Genomic DNA, 21,283 nt, shown 5'->3' on the forward strand with positions numbered 1-21,283 from the left:
GGCTTCTTCTCCACCGCCGACTCCCTGGTTGCCAACAACCTGGTCCTGGCCGTGTACCGCCTGATCACCAACCCGGAATGCCGCCAGTACATCCTGCGCCAGGCTTTCGAAGAGGCGATCCACACCCACGCCTACCAGTACTGCATCGAATCGCTGGCCATGGATGAAGGCGAAATCTTCAACATGTACCACGAGATCCCATCGGTCGCGAAAAAAGCCACCTGGGGCCTGAAATACACCCGTTCGATCTCCGATCCGAAGTTCGAAACCGGCACCGTCGAAACCGACAAAGAACTGCTGCGCAACCTGATCGCCTACTACTGCGTTCTGGAAGGCATCTTCTTCTACTGCGGCTTCACCCAAATCCTCTCCATGGGCCGCCGCAACAAAATGACCGGCGTCGCCGAGCAGTTCCAATACATCCTGCGCGACGAATCCATGCACCTGAACTTCGGCATCGACGTGATCAACCAGATCAAAATCGAAAACCCACACCTGTGGGATGCCGAAATGAAGGAAGAAGCTTCGCAGATGATTCTGCAGGGCACTCAGCTGGAGATCGAATACGCCCGCGACACCATGCCTCGCGGCGTGTTGGGCATGAACGCAGCGATGATGGAGGACTACCTCAAGTTCATCGCTAACCGTCGTCTTTCGCAGATTGGTTTGAAAGAAGAGTACCCAGGGACCACTAACCCGTTCCCTTGGATGAGCGAGATTATGGACTTGAAGAAAGAGAAGAATTTCTTTGAGACTCGGGTAATTGAGTATCAGACTGGTGGGGCGCTGAGCTGGGATTGATTCCTGAGTTAGCCGTGGTTTGACGGGTTAAATCGTCAAATCAAACCTATAAGAGCCCCGATCTGTTCGGGGCTTTTTATTGGGTAGGAAAATGCCTACTCGCATACGCCCCCCATAGCTAAACCTCCTACAGAAACTCCAGAACGCTCCGTATTGAGAACCAACTCAGGCAACCCTAAGCTCTGTGCAGGTGCCTAAGAAACGCCCAACGTAGAAACTGACTTCATCACATCGAACGCATGCTGGTTTCAGCTATAAATGCGCAATGTGTAGAAAGAATAGTTTGTTGGGATTTCTTACATCCTCTACGTCGGGTTCCGGCCCTCTTCCACTTCGCACGTAGAGGTAATGGAAATGCCTGCTAAAGCTCCAAAACGATCGCCCATGCAAGAGCCCTTCGACCCGACAGTGTTCACCCGCCATAACCTCTCCCTTCATGCCCTTCTACTGGAAAACCAGCCATGGTTCAGTGCGCGCGATATCGGCCGTTTGATGGGTGTTCATTTGAGTGAGCGCATTGTCGGAAAGCTGGATAAGGATCAGCATCGCGTTTTATGGATTGAGTATTTCAGGCAGCCAGAAAAACAGCTGATGCTTAGCGAGTCTGGTGTGTATGCGCTGTTGGTCTATCACTACGTACCGGGAAATCGTTTGCTGCGTGAGTGGATTACCCAGCAAGTGGTTCCGGCCTTACGCGATGCAGTGCCATCGGATAATTCGGATCGACCAATGTTGAGTTTGTTGGATTGGCCGAAAATGTCGTTGAGCATGCTGCACTGGCAAGATGAAGGCTGGATTCGGTTGCGGGACATGCCGTACTGGTTGAACGATCAAACGCAACAACGGGCAACTGTGGCTAAACCTTGGTGGCGAAAAGTCGCTCAGGCAATTCAGTTGACCAAGCGCTCGATGGGTTAGGCGATGCGCACGTAGGATCCCCCGCAAGATTTGTCGCTTTTTTCTGTAGGAATTTTCGTAGACAGCCGTGATGGCCACTCAGTATCGTCCGAGGGTGTTCAACCCTCGGCGATCGTATGGATACTGCAAAAGAACGAAGCGGCTGGAGCGATGATGAGCTTGAAGCTTCCGTCGATGCCTATCTGAAAATGCTACGTCTCGAACAAAGCGGACAGACGTTCAAAAAGAAATTAGAGAACCAGCTCCTGCGTGAAGGGCCGTTGATCAAACGTAGCGCTTCTTCAGTTGAATACCGTATGCAAAACATCTCTACGGTTATGGAGCAATTGGGATTTAAGCGGATTACAGGCTATGTATCTGCAAAAAATCTTGGCACCGGCGTTATCAAACGCATCAAAGAAATCCTCGCAAGGAAAGACACTGATGCGCTCCACAAAAACATAGGCCAGGCCACACCGTCCTTGTCACTTCAGTTAGTTGATGCCCATCAACCTCACATGCGGGACGCACCATTAGGTATCTTGAGCCCTAAGCGGACCAGTTCAACGGTGATGAGACTTTCGCGTGCAATCAGTGTGAAAAAATGGGTATTAGCTCGCTCTCAAGGCATTTGTGAAGGATGTGGTCAACCTGCTCCGTTCTTGAACGAGAAGAACGAGCCTTTTTTTGAAGTCCACCATGTGAAACACCTTGTAGATGGCGGTGCTGACAGCACATGGAACACAGTCGCTCTTTGCCCAAACTGTCATCGACGTTGCCATAACTCAATCGACAAACACGATTTCACTAAGTCGCTTTACAGCAAGGTTAAGGGATTAATAGAGAAGCCTAATAATTGACCTTTTGCCCCTTTTGGCCGCGGAGCGGTCATTAATCGTATCAATTGCTCCGACTGACTGACCGCTCTTGTTGGTTTTGGCGCAGTTTCTCCACCCTTGTTGCTGCGGTGTTGATGCAGAGATCAGAGATTTAGTCGATACCACCAATCGCCAGCAGGCTGGCTCCCACAGGTATTGCATCACCCTGAAAACAATCAGTGCAACCCGCCCCGCCTCTCGCTATTAATAGCCCTCCCACTCACGGACCCGAGCCCCCCATGAAATTCGACCTCGCCTACTGCCTCAGCCTCGACGAAAAACTGTCGATCTACGACGTACGCGATCTCAATTTCGACGAGACCATCGCCTTCGATTCCGCCAAGGAACACTTCCAATGCCCCAACGACGTCTGTCGTTCAGCATTCGATGCGGCGAATGTGTTGACGACGTTTAACGCCAAGAACGTGAATTACGTTCGCACCCCGCATTTCAAGAACACGCCCGGCACGCGGCATGTAGCGGATTGTCCTTATGTCAGTCTCAAGACGCCGGCGTCGGGTGTGGAGGCGGAAACGGATGACGGGCGTGAGGAACATTTCCCATCGGAATTGTTGCTGACTCGGCGTCAGTATGTGCGTAAGCCGTCGAGCCCTGCGGTCGCGGGAGAGGATGGGCGAGAGGCGGCGAAGGCTGCGCCTGCGGCTGATGATGCGGAGCATCCGAGTCGCGAATCGGCGCCGGACAAGACCAGTGTGTTTGCCCACCCCGTGGAGTGTTTTGTTTCGAACTTCGAGGACAAGGATCTGCTCAAGCGTATGCCGTTGAAGATCGGTGAGCACACGGCCAGTTACGGATCGTTCTTCAAGAAGATCGAATATCTGCAGGACAACAAGGGGCTGGTTTACTGGGGCAGGATCAAGGAGATCAAGGATTACACCCAGAGCTTTCGCATCGATTTCGAGAAGAAGGTGTGGTTCGAGAAGAAGCCGTACTCGGTCAATGTTTACTTGAGCAAGAAGCTGATCGAGGGCTATCGCAAGCGCAAGGCGTTTCTGGAAGAGATCAAGCATGCCATCGACAGTAAGGCCGAGTTGTATTGCTTTTTTTATGGTGTGACGCCGGAGTTGAAGCAGGTGCCGAGCAAGAAAAACCCCGAGCAGACGTTCGGGGTGTTCAGTGCCAATATTGAAAATCTGGATCACTTTATTGTGCGGGAGGCGCCGGGGTTAAACGATAGGTAAGCAGGCGACTCACTGTACGAGCTTGCTTATTTTCCTTGATCGGTAAGTTGCCTTTCGAGCGCCCATATCTCACGTTTCACTTCCGTGCGCCGCTCACGTGCTGCCTGAACCGCTGAATCGTCCAAACCGCCATAATGGCGCAACCAGTGAACGATCATCTCCTCATCAGGGGAGAAATAGTCTTTGTGTTCTTTGCTGCTTCGCAGATTGTCGTTCATATTTGCATCGAAGCGGCCAGCCGAGAACTCATCCGAAGGCAGAGTCCCATATTCAGCCACACAATCTTCAAATATCCAGGAGATCTCATTGATGTGTTTTTGCGCACCGCGATGGCCGCGTTTGTAAAAAACATACTCGTCCCAGGTTTTCTCGAACCGGTCGCTAATGATTTCGTCATTGAACCAACGAAGGAGGTCGTGTTGCCCGGCATGTTGCATGACGCCGTTTATCCAACGCTCGGCGAACCGTTGGATAAAACCATCAACATCAGCCTTTTTCGCGTCCGCGAAAATCATGCAATAACGAGTCTGCACATGGATGACGTACAGCACATGTTTGCGCTGCACGGTGGTGGCATGAACCAACCATTGTTCGACGAATTCACCGCTCTCATAGTCCTCGATTACAGGTGATGGCGGCTTCTCCACCGGAGTAATTTTCTTGCCTTTGTGCACACGGCTGAAGAAGTTGCTGGCCGCTTCGGAGCAATTGAAGATCAACATTCCTGATTCTCTGGTGAATAGTCGGTGATGAGAGGCTGTTAGCCCTAAGCGTCAGTCTCAGCAACCCACTTGATTTTGTAGGGCCGGCGATCGAAGCCCATCACCATTTGCTGCGTAGCCTCACTAAGCACCGACAGTTCTTTGTCGGTCAGCAAATCGTGTTTGATCATCATGCTTAAAGACATCAATGCACCGGAGCGACTGAAGCGATCAAATGTCTGGGCAATGTCTTTTTCTCGATGCTGGACCATTCGATAAAGCGTTAGATACCTGGCGTGGGCCGAAAGCGAGTCATTCTGGGCGATGGTTTCGGCATCGGCAAGCACACCCTGGCAAAGGCGTTCGAGCGCGAGTTTGTAAAGATCCTTGTACTTCTTCCAATCGCTTTCTTCTATTTGCATGGCGTTTTACTCTCACCATTGATAGCGGGATGTAGTGATTGTTGCGCATAAAAACCGATTGGACCAATTCTCGGAAAGCGCAGATTTTTATAGCGTCGGTCATTGAAGAGATAGCACTGGAGACGTGCACATTGTGGCGAGGTGGCTTGCCCCCGTTCGGCTGTGCAGCAATCGTGAATTCTGATAATACGGTGTGGTTGAATGGCAGCGGTGGCAGTTTTTTTAGACTGCTGCGCAGTCCAATGGGGGCAAACCCTGGGCAAGCCCTAATGCCAGTCAGTTAAGCGATGGTGATCACCTGTAGGAGCAGCCGGTCGACGCTCGATTGCTCGCGAAAAACCTGTAGACGCTGACCATTCAGGATGCTCGCGTCATCGTTAAGGTTTTTCGCGAGCAAGCTCGCTCCTACAGTTCCATAACTGACCGGCATTAGGGCAAGCCCCCTCGCCACAGGTATGCGTTTGGTTGATTTGACGGGCACCTCAAAACAACTCAAACCGCTCCTCCCTAACATCCCGCGAATCCAGCCCGATCATCACACTGAACTCCCCCACCTCCGCCGCGTACTCCAGTTTTGCGTTGTAGAACTTGAGGTCCTGCTCAATCAGGTTGAAGTGCACGGTTTTTTCTTCCCCGGCTTGCAACATGATTTTTCGATAGTGCTTGAGCTCTTTAACCGGGCGGCTGATCGAGGCGGCGATGTCGCGGATGTACAGTTGCACCACGGTGGCGCCGGCGCGTTGGCCGGTGTTTTTCACCACCACGCTGGCGCCCAGGACTTCGCCGCGCTTGAGGCCGCGCCGGCTCAGGGTGATGGGCGAGACACTGAATTGGGTGTAGCTCAGGCCGAAACCGAATGGATAGAGCGGGCCATTTTCTTCATCGATGTAGCGTGAGGTTTGCGCTCGTGGTTCATCGGGCTGGAAGGGTCGGTTGGTGCTCAAGTGGTTGTAGTAAGTAGGCACCTGGCCCACCGAGCGTGGGAAAGTGATGGGCAGTTTGCCGGACGGATTGTAGTCGCCGAACAGGACGTCGGCGATGGCATTGCCGCCTTCGGTGCCGCTGTACCAGGTTTCGAGTACGGCGTCGGCCATGTCGTGTTCCTTGCCGATGGACAGCGCGCGACCATTCATCAGCACCAGCACCAAAGGTTTTCCGGTGGCTTTGAGCGCTTGAATCAATCGAGCCTGGTAACCGGGTAGCCCCAAACTGGAGCGACTGGCGCCCTCGTAGGACATGCCGCGAGACTCGCCCACCACCGCCACGACCACGTCGGCCTTGCGGGCGACATCCACCGCCTCCTGCAACATGCTGGTGGGTGAGCGCGGGTCCACTTCCACGTCAGCGGGGTTGGCACCGGGAGCGTTGAGGTAGCCCAGTACGCGCGGATCTTCCGTCACGTCAGCGCCTCGGGCGAACAGCAAGCGCTCAGGTGCGTCGAGGGCGTTGGCGATGCCGTCGTATACCGACACCGCTTGGGCAGCTGTAGCGACGGAGCTCCAGTTACCTAAAATGTCGAGTCGGCTCTTGGCCAACGGCCCGACGACGGCGATTGCGGTGGATTTGTCGAGGGGCAGAACGTTGCGCTGGTTTTTCAGCAGCACCAGACTCTTGCGGGCGACGTCTCGGGCTTCGGCGCGATTGAGGCGACTCTCGACGAGGATGTTTTCTGGGTCATCGCTCGCGGCACCGATGCGCAGGTAGGGATCGGCAAACAGTCCCATGTCGTACTTGGCGCCGAGTACTTCTCTGACAGCATCGTCGACTTCTTCCTGCGAGACCGCGCCCGATTGCAACAGGCCGGGCAGCTCATCGCGAAACAGCGTGTCGGACATGCTCATGTTGAGCCCGGCCTTGATCGCCAGCATCGCCGCCTCGCGGCCGTTGCTGGCCACACCATGGCTGACCAGATCGGCCACGGCATTGAAGTCGCTGATGATCAGCCCTTTGAACCGCCATTGCCGGCGCAACAGATCGCGTATCAACCAGGTGTTCGAGGTGGCCGGCGTCCCGTTGATGGCGATGTAAGTCAGCATCATCGCGCCGACACCCGCCTTCACCGCCGCGCGGTATGGCGGCAGGTAGTCCTGATACATACGCGGCAGGCTCATATCCACCGAGTTGTAATCACGTCCGCCTTCAGCGGCGCCGTACAGCGCGAAGTGCTTGGCGCTGGCCATGACGTTGCCGGCGACACCCAGATTGCTGCCCTGCAACGCCTCGACCATGGTCGCGGTGAAGCGCGCCGACAGCCAGGCATCTTCGCCCCAGCCTTCCGAAGCCCGGCCCCTGCGTGGGTCGCGGGTGATGTCGACCATGGGCGAAAACACCATGTCCAGGCCGTCGTCGCTGGCCTCCTGCGCGGCGATACGGCCGGCGACCGTTATCGCGCCAGTGTCCCAGGTGGACGCAAGACCGATGCCGATCGGAAAGAGGGTGCGATGACCGTGGATCACGTCGTAGGCGAAGAACAGCGGGATTTTCAGGCGACTGCGCAGGGCAGCATCCTGAAATTCACGAAGATCGGCACGGCCCACCGCGTAGAAGATGCCACCAACCCGTGATGCGGCCGCTTCCTCCAGCAATTGCTTGCGAGGCGATTGCAGGCTGACGCAGTTCAATCTCAACTGGCCGATTTTTTCTTCGAGCGTCATCTGCTGCAGCAGGTTTTCGATGAAATGGATTTTGGCGAAAGCCGGCGTTTGCTCAGCAACTCTGCGAGCCAGAACAGGGCCACTCGCCAAGAGAGTCATGAGGATCAGCCAGGCAATTTTGCGCATAGGTCTACGTCGCGAGGGGTCGTTGTGCTCAGCGTCCTCTAATCGCAAGACAGCGTCTACTGTCATAAATGACAGGTGTGATTCACTTTAGCCATCGGCTTCGAGCGTCTACCGCTCGTCTGGTGAAATGCTGTGATCTGAAAAATCAGTTTGCTCCGCGCCCAAAACAACTGTACAAAAACACAGTATATTTGAACCAACACTTTTGAGCACGGAGCACACCATGGCCTCTCAAGCGATGAAAATCACCCTGGAACGTATCGCCCTCTTTCAATTCACCCCAACCCACTGCGCCCAGGCCCGAGCGATGCTGGGCTGGAGTGTGGAAATGCTGTCTGGCGAATCCGGGGTCTCGGTGAACGCCATCCAGCGTTTCGAGGCGCAGCAGGAGGTGTTGGATGTGACACGGTTGTCGTTGGCTTATCGGTTTGAATCGGAAGGGTTGGTGTTCTTTCCCGGGTTTGCACCGGGTCGAGGGATGAATTTGAGAGGGACTACGCCCAATCCTGTGGGGCGGGCGGATTTTGCGATGGTTGAGTGAGGCTGTGCATCGATTGACGATTATTCCCAAATAGGTATATTTCGCATAAATCAGAACGCGGCACGTGCATTCTCTTCCCAGAAGCCAAGCCCCGATTTATGCGAAAGGATTAAAAAATGGTTGAGATCGAAGAAAGTAGCGGGAACGTATACGAAGACCTCGGAACACCCAATGCCAGTGAAATGCGAGTCAAATCCCAGTTGGCCGCAAAAATTGGTGAAATCATCAAGGCCCGCCATTTGACCCAGGTTCAGGCATCAGAAATCCTGGGGCTGTCACAACCCAAGCTGTCAGAGATGCTGCGTGGAAAGTTTCGAGGGATCAGCGAAGCCAAGATGATGGAATGTCTGTTGCTACTCGGGCGCGACGTGCAAATCGTAGTCAAATCAGCCCCCCGATCACGTAAGGAGGGCCGACTGGAAGTGGTTTTTAGCTAAGTCGAGTGGTTCAGACCTCAATTCACACGTTCTGCACCACCGCCTGCTCGCTTTCCCCATCCATGGCCAACCACCACGCACCACCGCGTTGCGGATGCATCAGGTTGAAAGCCTCGCCCATCTGCGGTGTGGTGATCGAAACACTGCGGTCCCAGGCCAACGCCAGGATGCGGTCGAAGGGCTCGTACCAGGCGTGCGTGGACAGGTCGAAAGTGCCGTTGTGGATCGGCAGCAGCCAACGTCCCTTGAGGTCGATGTGGGCTTGCAGGGTTTGTTCAGGTTGCATGTGCACGTGTGGCCAGTCGACGTTGTAGGCGCCGGTTTCCATCAGTGTCAGGTCGAACGGGCCGTGATGTTCGCCGATGCGTTTGAAGCCATCGAAGTAGCCGCTGTCGCCGCTGAAGAAGATTCGCGTATCACCGTCGATGATTACCCACGACGCCCAAAGGGTGCTGTTGCCATCGAACAGGCCCCGGCCGGAAAAGTGTTGCGACGGGGTGGCGATAAACTGGAGGCCTTCGACTTCAGTGTCTTGCCACCAGTCCAGTTCGCGGACTTTGCTGGCGTCGACACCCCACTTGATCAAGGTATCGCCGACGCCCAGCGGTGTCAGGAAATGCCTGGTCTTGTCGGCGAGCTTCAGCACGGCCTCATAGTCCAGGTGATCGTAGTGATCGTGGGAAAGAATCACGGCTTCAATCGCTGGTAAATCTTCCAGGCTGATGGGCGGCTGGTGAAAGCGTTTGGGACCGGCCCATTGCACGGGTGAGGCGCGTTCGGCGAAGACCGGGTCGGTGATCCAGAATTTGTCCCGCAACTTGAGCAAAACTGTGGAATGGCCGAGGCGATAGATGCTGTGGTTGGGTGCAGCGATCAGCGCCGCTTGTGTCAGGGATTGCACCGGGACGGGAGCAGTCGGTCGAGTGTCGCGCGGCTTGTGGAACATCGCGTTCCACAGGATGCGCAAGGTTTTGCCAACGCTCAAACGCGGGATCGGTCTGTGGTTTTGGAATTGCCCCTGAGCCTGAAGGGACGCTTGAGGGGTGGATGCGTTATTCGCCGGGGTTGATGTATTGGCCATCACTGAATAACTCCAGAAATACCGCATGGTTCACGGCTTCCGTTGGGAATGATTATTGGCCAAGGCACGCACGCATCAGCCGAACACTCTATTTTTGGCGGGCAGGATTAACAGAATATTACTCTCCTTGGGATAGCCGGACCTGTTATTGAGGGTTCCAGCTCTAGATTCGTGGTGCTGTTAAGGCAGCCTTCGCGGGCAAGCCCGCTCCCACAGGGATGTCGGTTGTTTGAAGAAACACGGTCAACTGATGGATCGGGATTATGAGTTCAAGCTTTAGATTTGGCGGTGTTAGATAGGTAGCCTTCGCGGGCAAGCCCGCTCCAACAGGGTTATCGGTTGTTTGACGAAACACGGTCAACTGTGGGAGCGGGCTTGCCCGCGATGAGGCCATGACAGACACCACAAATCTCAGCCCTGCACCAACCTGCGCACCGCCGCAATCTCCGGCACATCCTGCCTATTCATGTACACCCGCAATGGCTCGGTGATGTTGATCCGGTCGTCGATGTTCTGGTCCAGCAGCAACTGGATCAGCTGTCGTTTGAGGGTCATGGCTTGCTCGGGGCCGGGTGCCCAGACAAATTCACTGGTGGGAATAATGCCGTCGTCAGACACATCCATGCCGAATGAGTCCTCACTGAAACGGACGATGTAGTGTCCAGTCTTGCGATTGAGGCCAACGAAGCCTTTGAGCTGGTCGGCAGCCTGGCAAATGAGCTGGGAAGTGATGCGCATGGTAAACCTCACAAAAGGTCGTAAAGCGACCGGTGATCGATGGTTTACACGCAGGGCTGGCAATGGCGGCTTCCCTCTGCCGGGGAAACTTGCGACGCCAAGCCTACTGCAAAGCGCCGCACAAATGCGCTGGAAAACTCAGCTATACACACGTTTATGTCGGTCTCGCGATAGCGCTGGCAACACTCAGTTGTTAAAAGGGACGTCTTTGAAACCATCGCGAAAGGACCTCGAACATGCGTGCAACCTTCATCAAAAGCGCTCTGTTGCTGAGTTTGTTGCTTGGCCAAATCCAATTTCAGGCCCAGGCCGCCAACGCCCCAAGCCCTACACAACTGGCCACGCACCTGGGCATTCCACACCCGGCGGTGATCGCTCACCGTGGCGCCTCTTTCGATGCACCGGAATCCACCAGCGCCGCTTACAAACTGGCCCGCGACCTCGGCGCCGACTACCTGGAGCTGGACCTGCAACGCAGCAAGGATGGCGTGCTGTTCGCCCTGCACGACAACAACCTGCAACGCACCACCGACGTTGCCAGCAAATTCCCCGAGCGCAAGGACAGCCCGGCTAATGCGTTCACCATGGCCGAGCTGAAAACCCTGGATGCCGGCAGCTGGTTCAACGCCGCCTACCCGGATCGCGCGCGCGCTTCCTTTGCCGGCCTGAAAATTCTGACCCTCGATGAGATCATCGACATCGCCCAGGGCAATCCGCTGCACCAGCCGGGCCTTTACATCGAAACCAAAGAGCCGAAGCAGTTTCCCGGTATCGAACGCGACCTGAAGAACAAACTCCATGACCGCGGCTGGCTGAGCCCGGCGGGTTCGAAATTGGCGAAAAGCGAGCTGGCGGTCGGTCAGGGCAAAGGCAAGGTGGTCCTGCAAACCTTCGAGAAAAGCAGCCTGGAACTTCTGCAAAAAGAAATGCCGAAAGTGCCAAAAATCCTGTTGCTGTGGGTTGGCGAAGGCAACATCGAACCCAATTCCAAAGTGACCTTTGCCGACTCAGGTACCAAGGACAAAGCTGCTTACTACGCCCAACAGCAGCCGAAAGACAAAGCTGAATTCCAGCGTTGGGTCGATTACGCCAAAGCCCAGGGCGCGATCGGCACCGGCCCCTCGGCTGCACTGACCAAGGGTGGTGATCAGAGTTATGCCGATATGGTGAAACCGTGGATGAACCAGTACACCCACGATCAGGGCCTGTTGGTGCACGTCTACACCATTGACGATGCGGTGGATTATCAGAAGGTCATGGACGCTGGTGTCGACGGTATCTTCACTAACCGCGCCAGCGAGTTGTTGAAATTCTATAAACGTCCGGCGGCGGCGAGTGTGGGGCAAGTGCTACAGAACAATGGGTATTGATCAGGAACCGAGGCGACTGCATCGCGAGCAAGCTTGCTCATACAGGGAGCGAGTGGAAGGCAAAGGGACTTTTAAGGGTGGATTAAGTTACGAAAGCTAACCTGAGTTCACTTAAACAGCTCACCCAAGGAATGACCCCGATGAAGACTCTGACTGCTTTGTTCGCCGCTTCCACCCTGACCCTCACCGCTGGTTTGGCCCAGGCCAAGGATGTGCCGGTCGACCAGATTCCTCAGCTGGTCAAGGACGGCAAGATCAAGCCGCTGGAAGAACTGAACCAGATCGTGATGAAACTGCATCCGGGCGCGACGATTACCGACAGCGACCTGGACAACCACACCACCCTGTATGAATACGAAGTCGAACTCAAAGACGCTCAAGGTGTTGAATGGGACGTGGATGTGAACGCTGCCACCGGCGAAGTCCTGAAGAACAAAAAGGACGACTGATGCACACAGCAAAAAGCCGCACGATGGTTTGGAACGTGCGGCTTTTCTGCGTCTGAACGGTTGATCAGGCGCTCAGGCGCGCCGTCACCTCGTTCAATTCCCCCGACAACCCGTGCAGATTGGTGCTCGCCGCTTCCGTGCGTTGCACGTTGTCCAGGTTGGTGCTGGCGATGCTGGTGATTTCGGTGAGGTTGCGCGAGATGTCCTCGGCCACTGAAGTCTGCTCTTCGGCGGCGGTAGCAATCTGACGGTTCATGTCGCGGATGGCTTCCACGGCCAGGGTGATGCGCTCCAGCATGGCGCCCGCCTGGGTCACTTGCTCGACACTTTCATCGCTGCGCGCCTGACCGCTTTCTATCGCCTGCGCCGCATCGATGGCGCCGGTTTGCACGGTTTGAATGATCTGGTTGATCTCGATGATCGATGCCGCCGTGCGCTGCGCCAGGCTGCGCACTTCATCAGCCACCACCGCGAAACCGCGCCCCGCTTCACCGGCACGGGCGGCCTCGATGGCGGCATTGAGCGCCAGCAGATTGGTCTGCTCGGCGATGCCGCGAATTACTTCCAGCACCTTGCCGATGCGACCGCTGTCGGTTTCCAACTGACGGATGACCGTCGCTGTATTGGCGATTTCGCCACGCATTTGTGTGATGGTGTGGATGGTGCCCTGCATGACTTTTTCGCCCTGTTGCGCGGACTGGTCAGCATCGTCAGCCGCGCGCGCGGCGTCGGCAGCGTGACGGGCGACTTCCTGGGCGGTGGCAGACATTTCGTTCATCGCCGTGGCCACCTGATCGGTGCGGCTGAATTGCTCGTTGGTGCCGCCGGCCATCAAGGTGGCGATCGAGTTCAGCTCGCCGCTGGCACTGTCCAGATCCGAAGCGCTGCGCTGCAAGCGGCTGAAGGTTTCGGCGAGAAAGTCCCGCAGGGTGTTGGCGGCCATCGCCAGTTTGCCCAGCTCGTCCTGACGGTTGCTGGCCACGCGCTCGGCAAACTTGCCCTGGCTGAGTTGCGCCACGTATTCGATCAGTCGACGAATCGGTTCGACCAGATTGCGGTTCACCAGCCACAAGCTCAGCAGGCCGACCAACAGACCCGAAGCCAACATCACGATGATCCCCAGCAATACGGTGCGATCCGCTTGGGCGCTGATCAACTTCGATTGCTCGACACCCTGCTTGCGCAACTCGCTGACCAGTTCGCTCATCTGGTCGCTGGTCGCACGGTCCACGCCTTTGACCGCGGTATCGCCCGCCGTCGGATCGCCACCCGCCGCGACGAAGGCATCACGGCCCTTCTGATACGCCGCGCCGAGCTGACGATGCTCGTCACGCAAGCGCTCGATGCGGGTCTTGAGTTGCGGCTCGATGCCCTTCTGTCCTGCCAGCTCACCGAGAATGCCCTGCACATCCCGTTGGCGTTCTTCGAACTGTGTCCAGTACTTGTTCAGGTCGGCCGGTTGCTTGCCGCGCAGCAGAACGTTTTTCCACTCCTGTACCTGAACCTTGAATTGCAGGTTGGCTTCATCGATCAATTGCGAGGTATGCAGCGGGCCTTCGATCAGGTTGGCGTAGCTCTGCACGCCGCTGGAGAGAAAGTGAAAACTGGCCAAAGCGATCACCAGCATCGCTAACAGGCTGCCGCTCAGCAGGGCGAGAATTTGTGCTCTCAAGGACTTTTGCAAAAACATCGAAAAATACTCATGGCAGAAATGGCGTGAAGGGTGTCCGGACATCCCTGTCCGCGACCTTGGCTGAAGGCCGAGGGCGCGCAACTTAACCCAAGCGAGATCGGCGTGCCAGAGCGGTTCTTGAGTCAAATCCGACCACCGGCAGTGCAAAGATTTTTGTTATCCAACTGTCACAAAAACGTCATCCAGCCTTGCGATGATGCGGCTCACGTGAACCTGTAAAACTTGCGACAGGCGCCTCACTTTGCGAACTCTCATGAACCACAGCATCGATCAAAGCCATCGCGATCCGGATCTGTTCGGCCTGCTCTACGGGTTCAGTTTTCGCCCCGGTGAGCGCGGTCAGGAAATCGACTCGGTCAGGGCATTGCGCTGTTTGCAGCAACCGGAAGACGACGAGCAATTTCTGTGGCTGCACCTGAACCTCGCCCATGCCGCGTGCGAGCGCTGGATGAAAAGCCATCTGGAGTTGCCCGACGAGTTTTTTGAGGCGCTGCATGAAGGTTCGCGCTCGACGCGCATCGAGCATGTCGACTCGGCGTTGCTGGCGGTGGTCAACGATGTGGTGTTCAACCTCAGCAGCATGGTGTCGTCGGATGTTTCGACCCTGTGGGTATGCGCGCGCAGTCGGTTGATCATCAGCGCGCGCCTGCAACCGCTGCACTCAGTGGACAAGTTGCGTTCTTCAGTGAAGGCCGGCGAGTGCTTTCGCTCGCCACTCGAACTGCTGGTGCATCTGCTGCGCGACCAGGGCGAAGTGCTGACGCAGATTGTGCGCAAGACCAGCCAGAGCGTGGATCAGATCGAAGATGAACTGCTGTCGTCACGGCTGTCGACCAACCGCGCAGAATTAGGCTCCAACCGTCGGGTGCTGGTGCGCCTGCAACGCTTGTTGGCGCTGGAGCCAGGTTCGTTGCTGCGCCTGCTCAATCGCCCACCGCCGTGGCTGCAAAAGGAAGACGTCAAGGAGCTGCGCAAATCCACCGAGGAGTTTGCGCTGATCATCAACGACCTGACCGCGCTGGGTGAACGCATCAAGCTGTTGCAGGAAGAAATCGCCGCCAACCTCAACGAACAAAGCAACCGTACGTTGTTCACCCTGACGGTGGTGACCGTGTTGGCGCTGCCGATCAACATCATTGCCGGTTTTTTCGGCATGAACGTCGGTGGCGTGCCGCTTTCCCAAGACCCGGAAGGGTTCTGGATTTTGGTGGCGCTTGTCGCGACGTTTACCGTGATTGCCGGGCGTTGGGCGTTTCGCAAGCGGCGCGATTATTAAGATCAAAAGATCGCAACCTGCGGCAGCTCCTACACCCGATCCCGTGTAGGAGCTGCCGCAGGCTGCGATCTTTTTCGTGGACCAACGGCACCACAAAAACCGCAAAAACTGATCCAGAACAACTTCCCTGTAGTATTTCGCAATGATCATGACAGGCACCCTTTTCCTCCTCAGGAATGCCCGGTATGGCTACGCCCTCTTTCTCCACCGCTCGAGCGCCTGTCGCTAGTGGTAGACCGCAACTGGATAAAAAAACCGGCCCGCTCACCTTCGTGATTTTCTTCGTGGTGCTGGCCGTTGGATTGCTGTTCACCGCCTATAGCCTGATGCGCGACGTGAATGAGGTCGGCACGGTGGTGACCACTTGGACGCCGTTTCTGTTGCTGGGTGTGGCGTTGCTGATCGCGCTGGGATTCGAGTTCGTCAACGGCTTCCACGACACCGCCAACGCCGTGGCGACTGTGATCTATACCCATTCGCTACCACCGAACTTCGCCGTGGTCTGGTCCGGGTTCTTCAATTTTCTCGGGGTGTTGCTGTCCAGTGGCGCGGTGGCGTTCGGCATCATCGCCTTGCTGCCGGTGGAGTTGATCCTGCAGGTCGGCTCATCTGCCGGTTTCGCGATGATCTTCGCGCTGTTGATCGCTGCGATCCTGTGGAACCTCGGCACCTGGTGGCTGGGCTTGCCGGCGTCTTCGTCGCACACCTTGATCGGCTCGATCATCGGTGTCGGCGTGGCCAACGCCCTGATGCACGGACGCGACGGCACCAGCGGTGTGGATTGGGCGCAGGCCACCAAAGTCGGTTACGCATTGCTGCTGTCGCCATTGGTCGGTTTCGGCTGCGCCGCGCTGTTGTTGCTGGCGCTGCGTGCGTTCGTGAAAAATCGTGCGTTGTACAAAGAGCCGAAGGGCAACACGCCGCCGCCCTGGTGGATTCGCGGCATGTTGATCCTGACCTGCACCGGCGTGTCGTTCGCCCACGGTTCCAACGATGGGCAGAAAGGCATGGGCCTGATCATGTTGATCTTGGTAGGCACACTGCCGATGGCCTACGCACTGAACCGCACAATGCCAGCGGATCAGGCGTTGCAGTTCGCGGCCGTGGCCGAAGTCACCCAGCAAGCGTTGGTCAAGGCGGCGCCGCAGCCGGCCCTGGCCGATCCGCGTCCGGTGTTGTCCGAGTACGTGCGCAGCAAAGAAGCGACTCCCCAGTTGGTGCCGGCACTCGCTGCGCTGACCGGCAGCATCGGCGCTGAGGTCAAGGGTTATGGATCGCTGTCGAAAGTTCCGGCCGAGGCCGTGGGCAACGTACGTAACGACATGTACCTGACCAGCGAAACCATTCGCCTGATGGACAAGAACAAGGTCGGTAACTTCGACGCTGACACCAGCGGCAAGCTGCAGTTGTTCAAACAACAAATCGACAGTTCCACACGATTCATTCCGCTGTGGGTGAAGATCGCGGTGGCGATTGCGTTGGGGCTGGGCACCATGGTCGGCTGGAAACGCATCGTGGTGACGGTGGGTGAGAAGATCGGCAAGACCCACCTGACTTACGCCCAAGGTGCTTCAGCAGAAACGGTGGCGATGCTGACGATTGGCGCAGCCGACATGTTCGGCCTGCCGGTGTCGACCACGCATGTGTTGTCGTCGGGCGTGGCCGGTACCATGGCCGCCAATGGCAGCGGCTTGCAGATGAAGACCATCCGCAATTTGCTGATGGCCTGGGTATTGACCTTGCCAGCGGCGATTTTGTTGTCGGGTAGCCTTTACTGGTTGTTCACCCAAATCTTCTGATGACGCGTTCCCTGTAGGAGCGTCGACCGGCTGCTCCTACAGGGGTTATGCGTTGCACACCACTACCCGCTCGCGCACCACGTCGTACATCAGGTGGTAGATATAGGTGTACGGCAGGAAAAACAGCAGCACACCAATATCCAGCAAAAACGCCTGCCACAGGCTGATATTCAGCCACCACGCAATCAGCGGCACGCCAAGGGCGACCAGTCCGCCTTCAAACAACAGCGCATGCACCACCCGAGTCCAGGCGTTGTGCGCGATGGCGAAGCGCTTGAGCATCCGGTCGAAATACCCGTTGAAAACCACGTTCCACGCCAGTGCCAGCGCGGCCATGGCGAGGGTTACGACGCCCATGTCGAGCATCGGCTTGTCCATGATCCACGCCAGCAATGGGGTACAGATCAGGATGGCCAGCAACTCGAAACCGATGGCCTGGAAAATACGCTCAGTGATGGATTTGTTGGCACTCATGGCCTGACTCCCTTGGGTGACGATGGTTGCCATGATCCTCCATCACGCCGATACTTCATAACCAATAACCATCGATCAAGGCGATAGTTCATGGCCTCCCAAGAGGTGTTGCAGGCGTTCGTCCAGGCGGCGACCCAAGGCTCGTTTTCCGCGGCAGCGCGCAAACTGGGTCGCAGTCAGTCGACCATCAGCGCGGCGGTGGCCAGTCTGGAAATCGACCTGAATCTGACGCTGTTCGACCGCAGCAGCCGCAAACCCACGCTCACCCCAGCCGGGCACGTGATGTTGCAGCGCGCCGAAGACATCCTCGCCGCCACCAGCCGTTTGGAAATGACCGCCAGCCAACTGTCACAAGGGGTCGAGGCCAAGCTGACGGTGGCACTTTCCGACACCTACCAGTCTGATCGTTTCGAAGCGTCACTCAGTGCCTTCGAGCAGCGCTATCCGGACCTGGAGCTCGAATGTCTGATCGCCGAATGCGACGATCTGGTGGCCCTGGTGCAAAGCGGGCGGGCGCAGATTGCGTTTGCCGAAATGCAAGACAGCTACCCTCCGGACCTGGTCAATTCGACCGTGGACGAACGCACGGAAATCGCCTTGTTCGTTTCGCCTGCGCACCCATTGGCGACGGTGGAACACGTCGATCAGGCGCTACTGCAACAACACCGAGAATTGCGCCTGGCAACTATCGTCAATCCCTATGAAAGCCGGGTGAAGGGTCGCGTCTGGTCGGCGCCCAGTTACTTGATGCTGCTGGAAATGGCCCAGGGTGGATTCGGTTGGGCGCCGTTGCCACGCTGGCTGGTTGAGCGTTTTGGCCCGGGGACGCTGCAGGAGTTGCAGGTGAGGGGCTGGCCTAAGACTGTTTATGTGGATGCATTGTGGTCGCGGCTCAATCCGCCGGGGCCGGCGGGGAGTTGGTTGTTGGGCAAGATGTTGGAATAGTGGTGTGGCCACTGGCCTCATCGCGGGCAAGCCCGCTCCCACAGTGATATGCGGCGCTCATTGAACCTGTGGGAGCGGGCTTGCCCGCGATGAGGCCAAGGAGGACACCTTCACTGTAAAGCCTTGAGGCGTCCTTCAATAAACCGCCGCTCGGGCGCTTGCTGGGTCAATTCCAACGCCCGCATGTATGCGGCCCGCGCAAGCTCCACCCTACCCAACTGCCGACAGAACTCCGCCCGCGCCGAGTGCGCCAAGTGGTAATCCAGTAGCTCACCGCGCCGCAGAATCCCATCCACCAGAATCAGCCCCGCCAACGGGCCATCCCGCTTGGAAATCGCCGCAGCCCGGTTTAACTCGATCACCGGCGACGGCACTGCCCGCAGCAACACGTCATACAGGCCGACGATCTGCACCCAATCCGTCTCATCCACCGATGACGCTTCGGCATGCACGGCTGCAATTGCCGCTTGCAGGCAATACGGTCCAAATCGCCGGGTACTCAGCGCCTGCTCTACCAGGGCGCAACCTTCGGCAATCATCGCGCTGTCCCAGAGTGTTCGGTCCTGATCATCCAGCAAGATCAACTCACCGTTTGCCGAGGTCCGGGCCACCCGCCGCGATTCATGCAACAGCATCAACGCCAGCAGCCCCATCACTTCCGGCTCCGGCAGCAATTCCATCAATAAACGCCCGAGGCGAATCGCTTCGCGGGTCAGGTCCTCGCGGGTCACTTGCGCGCCACCGGACGCCGAATAGCCCTCGTTGAACACCAGATAGATCACCCGCAATACGCTGTCGAGGCGTTCGGGCAACTCCGCCAGGGAGGGCACCTGATAGGGGATTTTAGCGTCGCGAATCTTTGCCTTGGCGCGCACGATCCGCTGGGCGATGGTGGCCGGTGCCGAGAGAAAGGCCCGGGCGATTTCTTCTGTGGTGAGGTCGCAGACTTCCCGCAGGGTCAACGGCACCTGGGCATCCGCCGCCAATGCAGGGTGACAGCAGGTGAAGATCAGGCGCAAGCGATCGTCTTCCACGTCTTCGTCACTCCAGTCGGCCTGCTCCAGCTCCTCCAGCTGCGCGATCAGTAGCGGTCGGGACGCCGCAAAACGCGCGCGCCGCCGCAAAACGTCGATGGCCTTGAAGCGCCCGGTCGACACCAGCCAGGTGCGCGGATTGTCCGGCACGCCGTCCCGTTGCCAGCGTTCGACCGCGACGAAGAACGCCTCGTGCAAGGCTTCTTCGGCGAGGTCGAAATCGCCGAGCAGTCGGATCAGGGTCGCCAGAATCCGTCGCGATTCCTGGCGATAGACCTGCTCGACCCGCGCTTGCACTGACTCAGGCATGTCAGACATTCAACTGACGCACAGGGCGCACTTCGACACTGCCGACCCGCGCCGCCGGAATATCCCCGGCAACCTGAATGGCTTCGTTGAGATCCTTGGCATCGATCAGATAGAAGCCGGCCAGTTGCTCCTTGGTTTCGGCAAACGGCCCGTCGGTGATCGACAGCTTGCCGTTGCGCATGCGCACTGTGGTGGCCGTCTGCACCGACTCCAGCGCCTCGGCGGCGACCATCCGGCCACTGCCCTGGATCGACTCGGCATAGGCCATGCATTCTTCGTCCTTGGGGCTTTCCGGCAGCGAATGCAGCAAACGCTCATCGCTGTAGACCAGACATAAATATTTCATCGCGCTCTCCTCAACGAAGGGGTCAACTCAGGGCTCCAGATTGAACAGTGCCGAGCCGCTTTCCATGTCGAACGGTGCCGACCAGTGTTCGTGGACAATGCGCCATTGTCCGGCTTCGCGCCGATAGCAGGCCGTCACGCGCATCCAGCAGGCCTGGGTTTCTCCCTTGTCGTTGGTGCCGCCGCAATGGGCCAGCCAGTGGGCGAAGGCGATGTGTTCGTCGGCCACGATGTTCATGTGGTCGAAATCGAACTTGTGCGGGCCGGCGCACATTTCCATGCAGGCCTGCCAATGCGCACGGTAGGCGGCCTTGCCGCGAAATTGCAGGGCTTTGACCGCGTCATAGGAGACGATGTCGTCGCCATAGAAGCTCATGATTTTCTCGACATCCTTGGCGACGACCGCCTGGCGGTAGGTGTCGATCAGGGTCTGGATTTCGTGGGTTGCGCTCATGGTGGTTCTCCGTGGTTTTTATTGTGAAGACACCCTTAGTCGTCTGGCGATCCGGCGAATCGACAGGTGAAATAAAAATAATCCAAACGGCTGGAATCGCTAGAATCCGAGACTCAAATTCCGTTGGAAGAAGGACACTCCAGTGACAGCCCTACTCGTGCCTTACGAAAGCCTGAATACGCTGCAGCGCCAGCAGGTCGAGGCCATTGAAGTACATCCGGACCAAATCAGGTTTTGCGGTGACATCCACGGTGCATTGCACACCTTGCTGTCCAAACCCGGCCCCGGCGTCAAAGGATTTGCCCTGCTCGCAGACAACGTTCCCGTGGCTTTCCTGCTACTCAAACGCCCGCCGGTTCTACCTGCCTGGGCTGATGAGCATAGCGCCACGCTGCATGCCTTGCAGGTCGACCAACGGGTTCAAGGCAAAGGCTATGGCAAGGCCTGCCTGCAAGCGCTGCCCGAAGCTGCGCGCTTGGCTTGGCCGGAGATCCGGGGGCTGGAATTGTCGGTGGATGCGGACAATGAATCGGCGATTGGGCTGTATGCCAAGTATGGCTTTGTCGACAGTGGCGAGGCATACAAGGGGCGGATCGGGTATGAGCGGCGGATGGGGATGCGTTTCTGACCTGACACAGCCGGCTCTGTGTGTAGGAG

22 protein-coding genes are annotated in these 21,283 nt (G+C 57.2%); 12 read left to right on the plus strand and 10 right to left on the minus strand.

Going from position 1 to position 21,283, the window contains the following annotated elements:
* The 4 genes from ACRESJ_RS01380 to ACRESJ_RS01395 form a co-directional block, all read left to right on the plus strand.
* Positions 1-801, plus strand: an 801-nt coding sequence (locus ACRESJ_RS01380; RefSeq protein WP_431756277.1) for a ribonucleotide-diphosphate reductase subunit beta, incomplete at its 5' end; no start/stop codon positions are given.
* 384 nt (positions 802-1,185) lie between these two features.
* On the plus strand, positions 1,186-1,719 hold the full coding sequence (locus ACRESJ_RS01385) for a BRO-N domain-containing protein (RefSeq protein ID WP_431756278.1): 534 nt from the start codon (positions 1,186-1,188) through the stop codon (positions 1,717-1,719).
* 116 nt (positions 1,720-1,835) lie between these two features.
* Positions 1,836-2,558, plus strand: a complete 723-nt coding sequence (locus tag ACRESJ_RS01390; RefSeq protein WP_431756279.1) for an HNH endonuclease — start codon at positions 1,836-1,838, stop codon at positions 2,556-2,558.
* 257 nt (positions 2,559-2,815) lie between these two features.
* Positions 2,816-3,778 (plus strand): hypothetical protein, encoded by a 963-nt coding sequence (locus ACRESJ_RS01395; RefSeq protein WP_431756280.1) that lies wholly within the window; start codon positions 2,816-2,818, stop codon positions 3,776-3,778.
* 26 nt (positions 3,779-3,804) lie between these two features.
* Here ACRESJ_RS01395 and ACRESJ_RS01400 read toward each other — a convergent pair whose 3' ends face one another.
* The 3 genes from ACRESJ_RS01400 to bglX form a co-directional block, all read right to left on the minus strand.
* A complete protein-coding gene (locus ACRESJ_RS01400) occupies positions 3,805-4,500 on the minus strand; it encodes a DUF6933 domain-containing protein (RefSeq protein WP_431756281.1) in 696 nt (231 codons plus the stop codon).
* Positions 4,501-4,544: 44 nt separating this feature from the next.
* Positions 4,545-4,901, minus strand: coding sequence for a hypothetical protein (locus tag ACRESJ_RS01405; protein WP_431756282.1), 357 nt, complete (start codon positions 4,899-4,901; stop codon positions 4,545-4,547).
* Between the two features lie 482 nt (positions 4,902-5,383).
* Positions 5,384-7,681 carry a beta-glucosidase BglX gene (gene bglX, locus ACRESJ_RS01410; protein WP_431756283.1) on the minus strand — a complete coding sequence of 766 codons (2,298 nt, stop codon included), beginning with the start codon at positions 7,679-7,681 and terminating at the stop codon, positions 5,384-5,386.
* Between the two features lie 223 nt (positions 7,682-7,904).
* Between bglX and ACRESJ_RS01415 the strand changes: the two genes are divergently transcribed.
* Together ACRESJ_RS01415 and ACRESJ_RS01420 are read left to right on the plus strand one after the other, a co-directional pair.
* Complete coding sequence (locus tag ACRESJ_RS01415; protein ID WP_431756284.1) at positions 7,905-8,222, plus strand: XRE family transcriptional regulator; 318 nt, start codon at positions 7,905-7,907, stop codon at positions 8,220-8,222.
* 116 nt (positions 8,223-8,338) lie between these two features.
* Complete coding sequence (locus ACRESJ_RS01420; RefSeq protein ID WP_431756285.1) at positions 8,339-8,659, plus strand: helix-turn-helix domain-containing protein; 321 nt, start codon at positions 8,339-8,341, stop codon at positions 8,657-8,659.
* A 22-nt stretch (positions 8,660-8,681) separates the two neighbouring features.
* Here the strand turns inward: ACRESJ_RS01420 and ACRESJ_RS01425 are convergent, their stop codons facing one another.
* Together ACRESJ_RS01425 and ACRESJ_RS01430 are read right to left on the minus strand one after the other, a co-directional pair.
* Positions 8,682-9,740: an MBL fold metallo-hydrolase gene (locus tag ACRESJ_RS01425; protein ID WP_431756286.1), complete on the minus strand. Its 1,059-nt coding sequence runs from the start codon at positions 9,738-9,740 to the stop codon at positions 8,682-8,684.
* Positions 9,741-10,151: 411 nt separating this feature from the next.
* On the minus strand, positions 10,152-10,478 hold the full coding sequence (locus ACRESJ_RS01430) for a DUF2025 family protein (RefSeq protein ID WP_431756287.1): 327 nt from the start codon (positions 10,476-10,478) through the stop codon (positions 10,152-10,154).
* Positions 10,479-10,714: 236 nt separating this feature from the next.
* Here ACRESJ_RS01430 and ACRESJ_RS01435 point away from each other — a divergent pair, with 236 nt between their 5' ends.
* Entirely contained in the window at positions 10,715-11,848 is a 1,134-nt protein-coding gene (locus ACRESJ_RS01435) for a glycerophosphodiester phosphodiesterase (protein WP_431756288.1), read from the plus strand.
* Positions 11,849-11,988: 140 nt separating this feature from the next.
* Positions 11,989-12,297: a PepSY domain-containing protein gene (locus ACRESJ_RS01440; protein WP_431756289.1), complete on the plus strand. Its 309-nt coding sequence runs from the start codon at positions 11,989-11,991 to the stop codon at positions 12,295-12,297.
* A 64-nt stretch (positions 12,298-12,361) separates the two neighbouring features.
* Here ACRESJ_RS01440 and ACRESJ_RS01445 read toward each other — a convergent pair whose 3' ends face one another.
* Positions 12,362-13,987, minus strand: coding sequence for a methyl-accepting chemotaxis protein (locus ACRESJ_RS01445; protein WP_431756290.1), 1,626 nt, complete (start codon positions 13,985-13,987; stop codon positions 12,362-12,364).
* 256 nt (positions 13,988-14,243) lie between these two features.
* Between ACRESJ_RS01445 and ACRESJ_RS01450 the strand changes: the two genes are divergently transcribed.
* Positions 14,244-15,266: a transporter gene (locus ACRESJ_RS01450; protein WP_431756291.1), complete on the plus strand. Its 1,023-nt coding sequence runs from the start codon at positions 14,244-14,246 to the stop codon at positions 15,264-15,266.
* A gap of 185 nt (positions 15,267-15,451) precedes the next feature.
* Positions 15,452-17,065 (plus strand): inorganic phosphate transporter, encoded by a 1,614-nt coding sequence (locus ACRESJ_RS01455; RefSeq protein ID WP_431756292.1) that lies wholly within the window; start codon positions 15,452-15,454, stop codon positions 17,063-17,065.
* Positions 17,066-17,110: 45 nt separating this feature from the next.
* Here the strand turns inward: ACRESJ_RS01455 and ACRESJ_RS01460 are convergent, their stop codons facing one another.
* A complete protein-coding gene (locus ACRESJ_RS01460; protein ID WP_431756293.1) occupies positions 17,111-17,539 on the minus strand; it encodes a multidrug/biocide efflux PACE transporter in 429 nt (142 codons plus the stop codon).
* Between the two features lie 90 nt (positions 17,540-17,629).
* Between ACRESJ_RS01460 and ACRESJ_RS01465 the strand changes: the two genes are divergently transcribed.
* Positions 17,630-18,484 (plus strand): LysR family transcriptional regulator, encoded by an 855-nt coding sequence (locus tag ACRESJ_RS01465; RefSeq protein ID WP_431756294.1) that lies wholly within the window; start codon positions 17,630-17,632, stop codon positions 18,482-18,484.
* 110 nt (positions 18,485-18,594) lie between these two features.
* On the opposite strand, the gene ACRESJ_RS01470 is transcribed toward ACRESJ_RS01465, so the two are convergent.
* The 3 genes from ACRESJ_RS01470 to ACRESJ_RS01480 are packed head-to-tail and all read right to left on the minus strand — an operon-like array spanning position 18,595 to position 20,626.
* Positions 18,595-19,827 carry an RNA polymerase sigma factor gene (locus ACRESJ_RS01470; RefSeq protein ID WP_431756295.1) on the minus strand — a complete coding sequence of 411 codons (1,233 nt, stop codon included), beginning with the start codon at positions 19,825-19,827 and terminating at the stop codon, positions 18,595-18,597.
* A gap of 1 nt (position 19,828) precedes the next feature.
* Positions 19,829-20,173 (minus strand): YciI family protein, encoded by a 345-nt coding sequence (locus ACRESJ_RS01475; RefSeq protein WP_431756296.1) that lies wholly within the window; start codon positions 20,171-20,173, stop codon positions 19,829-19,831.
* 27 nt (positions 20,174-20,200) lie between these two features.
* Complete coding sequence (locus ACRESJ_RS01480) at positions 20,201-20,626, minus strand: YybH family protein (protein ID WP_431756297.1); 426 nt, start codon at positions 20,624-20,626, stop codon at positions 20,201-20,203.
* Positions 20,627-20,768: 142 nt separating this feature from the next.
* On the opposite strand from ACRESJ_RS01480, the gene ACRESJ_RS01485 reads away from it, so the two are divergent.
* Positions 20,769-21,254 (plus strand): GNAT family N-acetyltransferase, encoded by a 486-nt coding sequence (locus tag ACRESJ_RS01485; protein ID WP_431756298.1) that lies wholly within the window; start codon positions 20,769-20,771, stop codon positions 21,252-21,254.
* The last annotated feature ends 29 nt before the right edge of the window (positions 21,255-21,283 follow it).

Source organism: Pseudomonas sp., from assembly GCF_050739655.1.
GTDB lineage: Bacteria > Pseudomonadota > Gammaproteobacteria > Pseudomonadales > Pseudomonadaceae > Aquipseudomonas.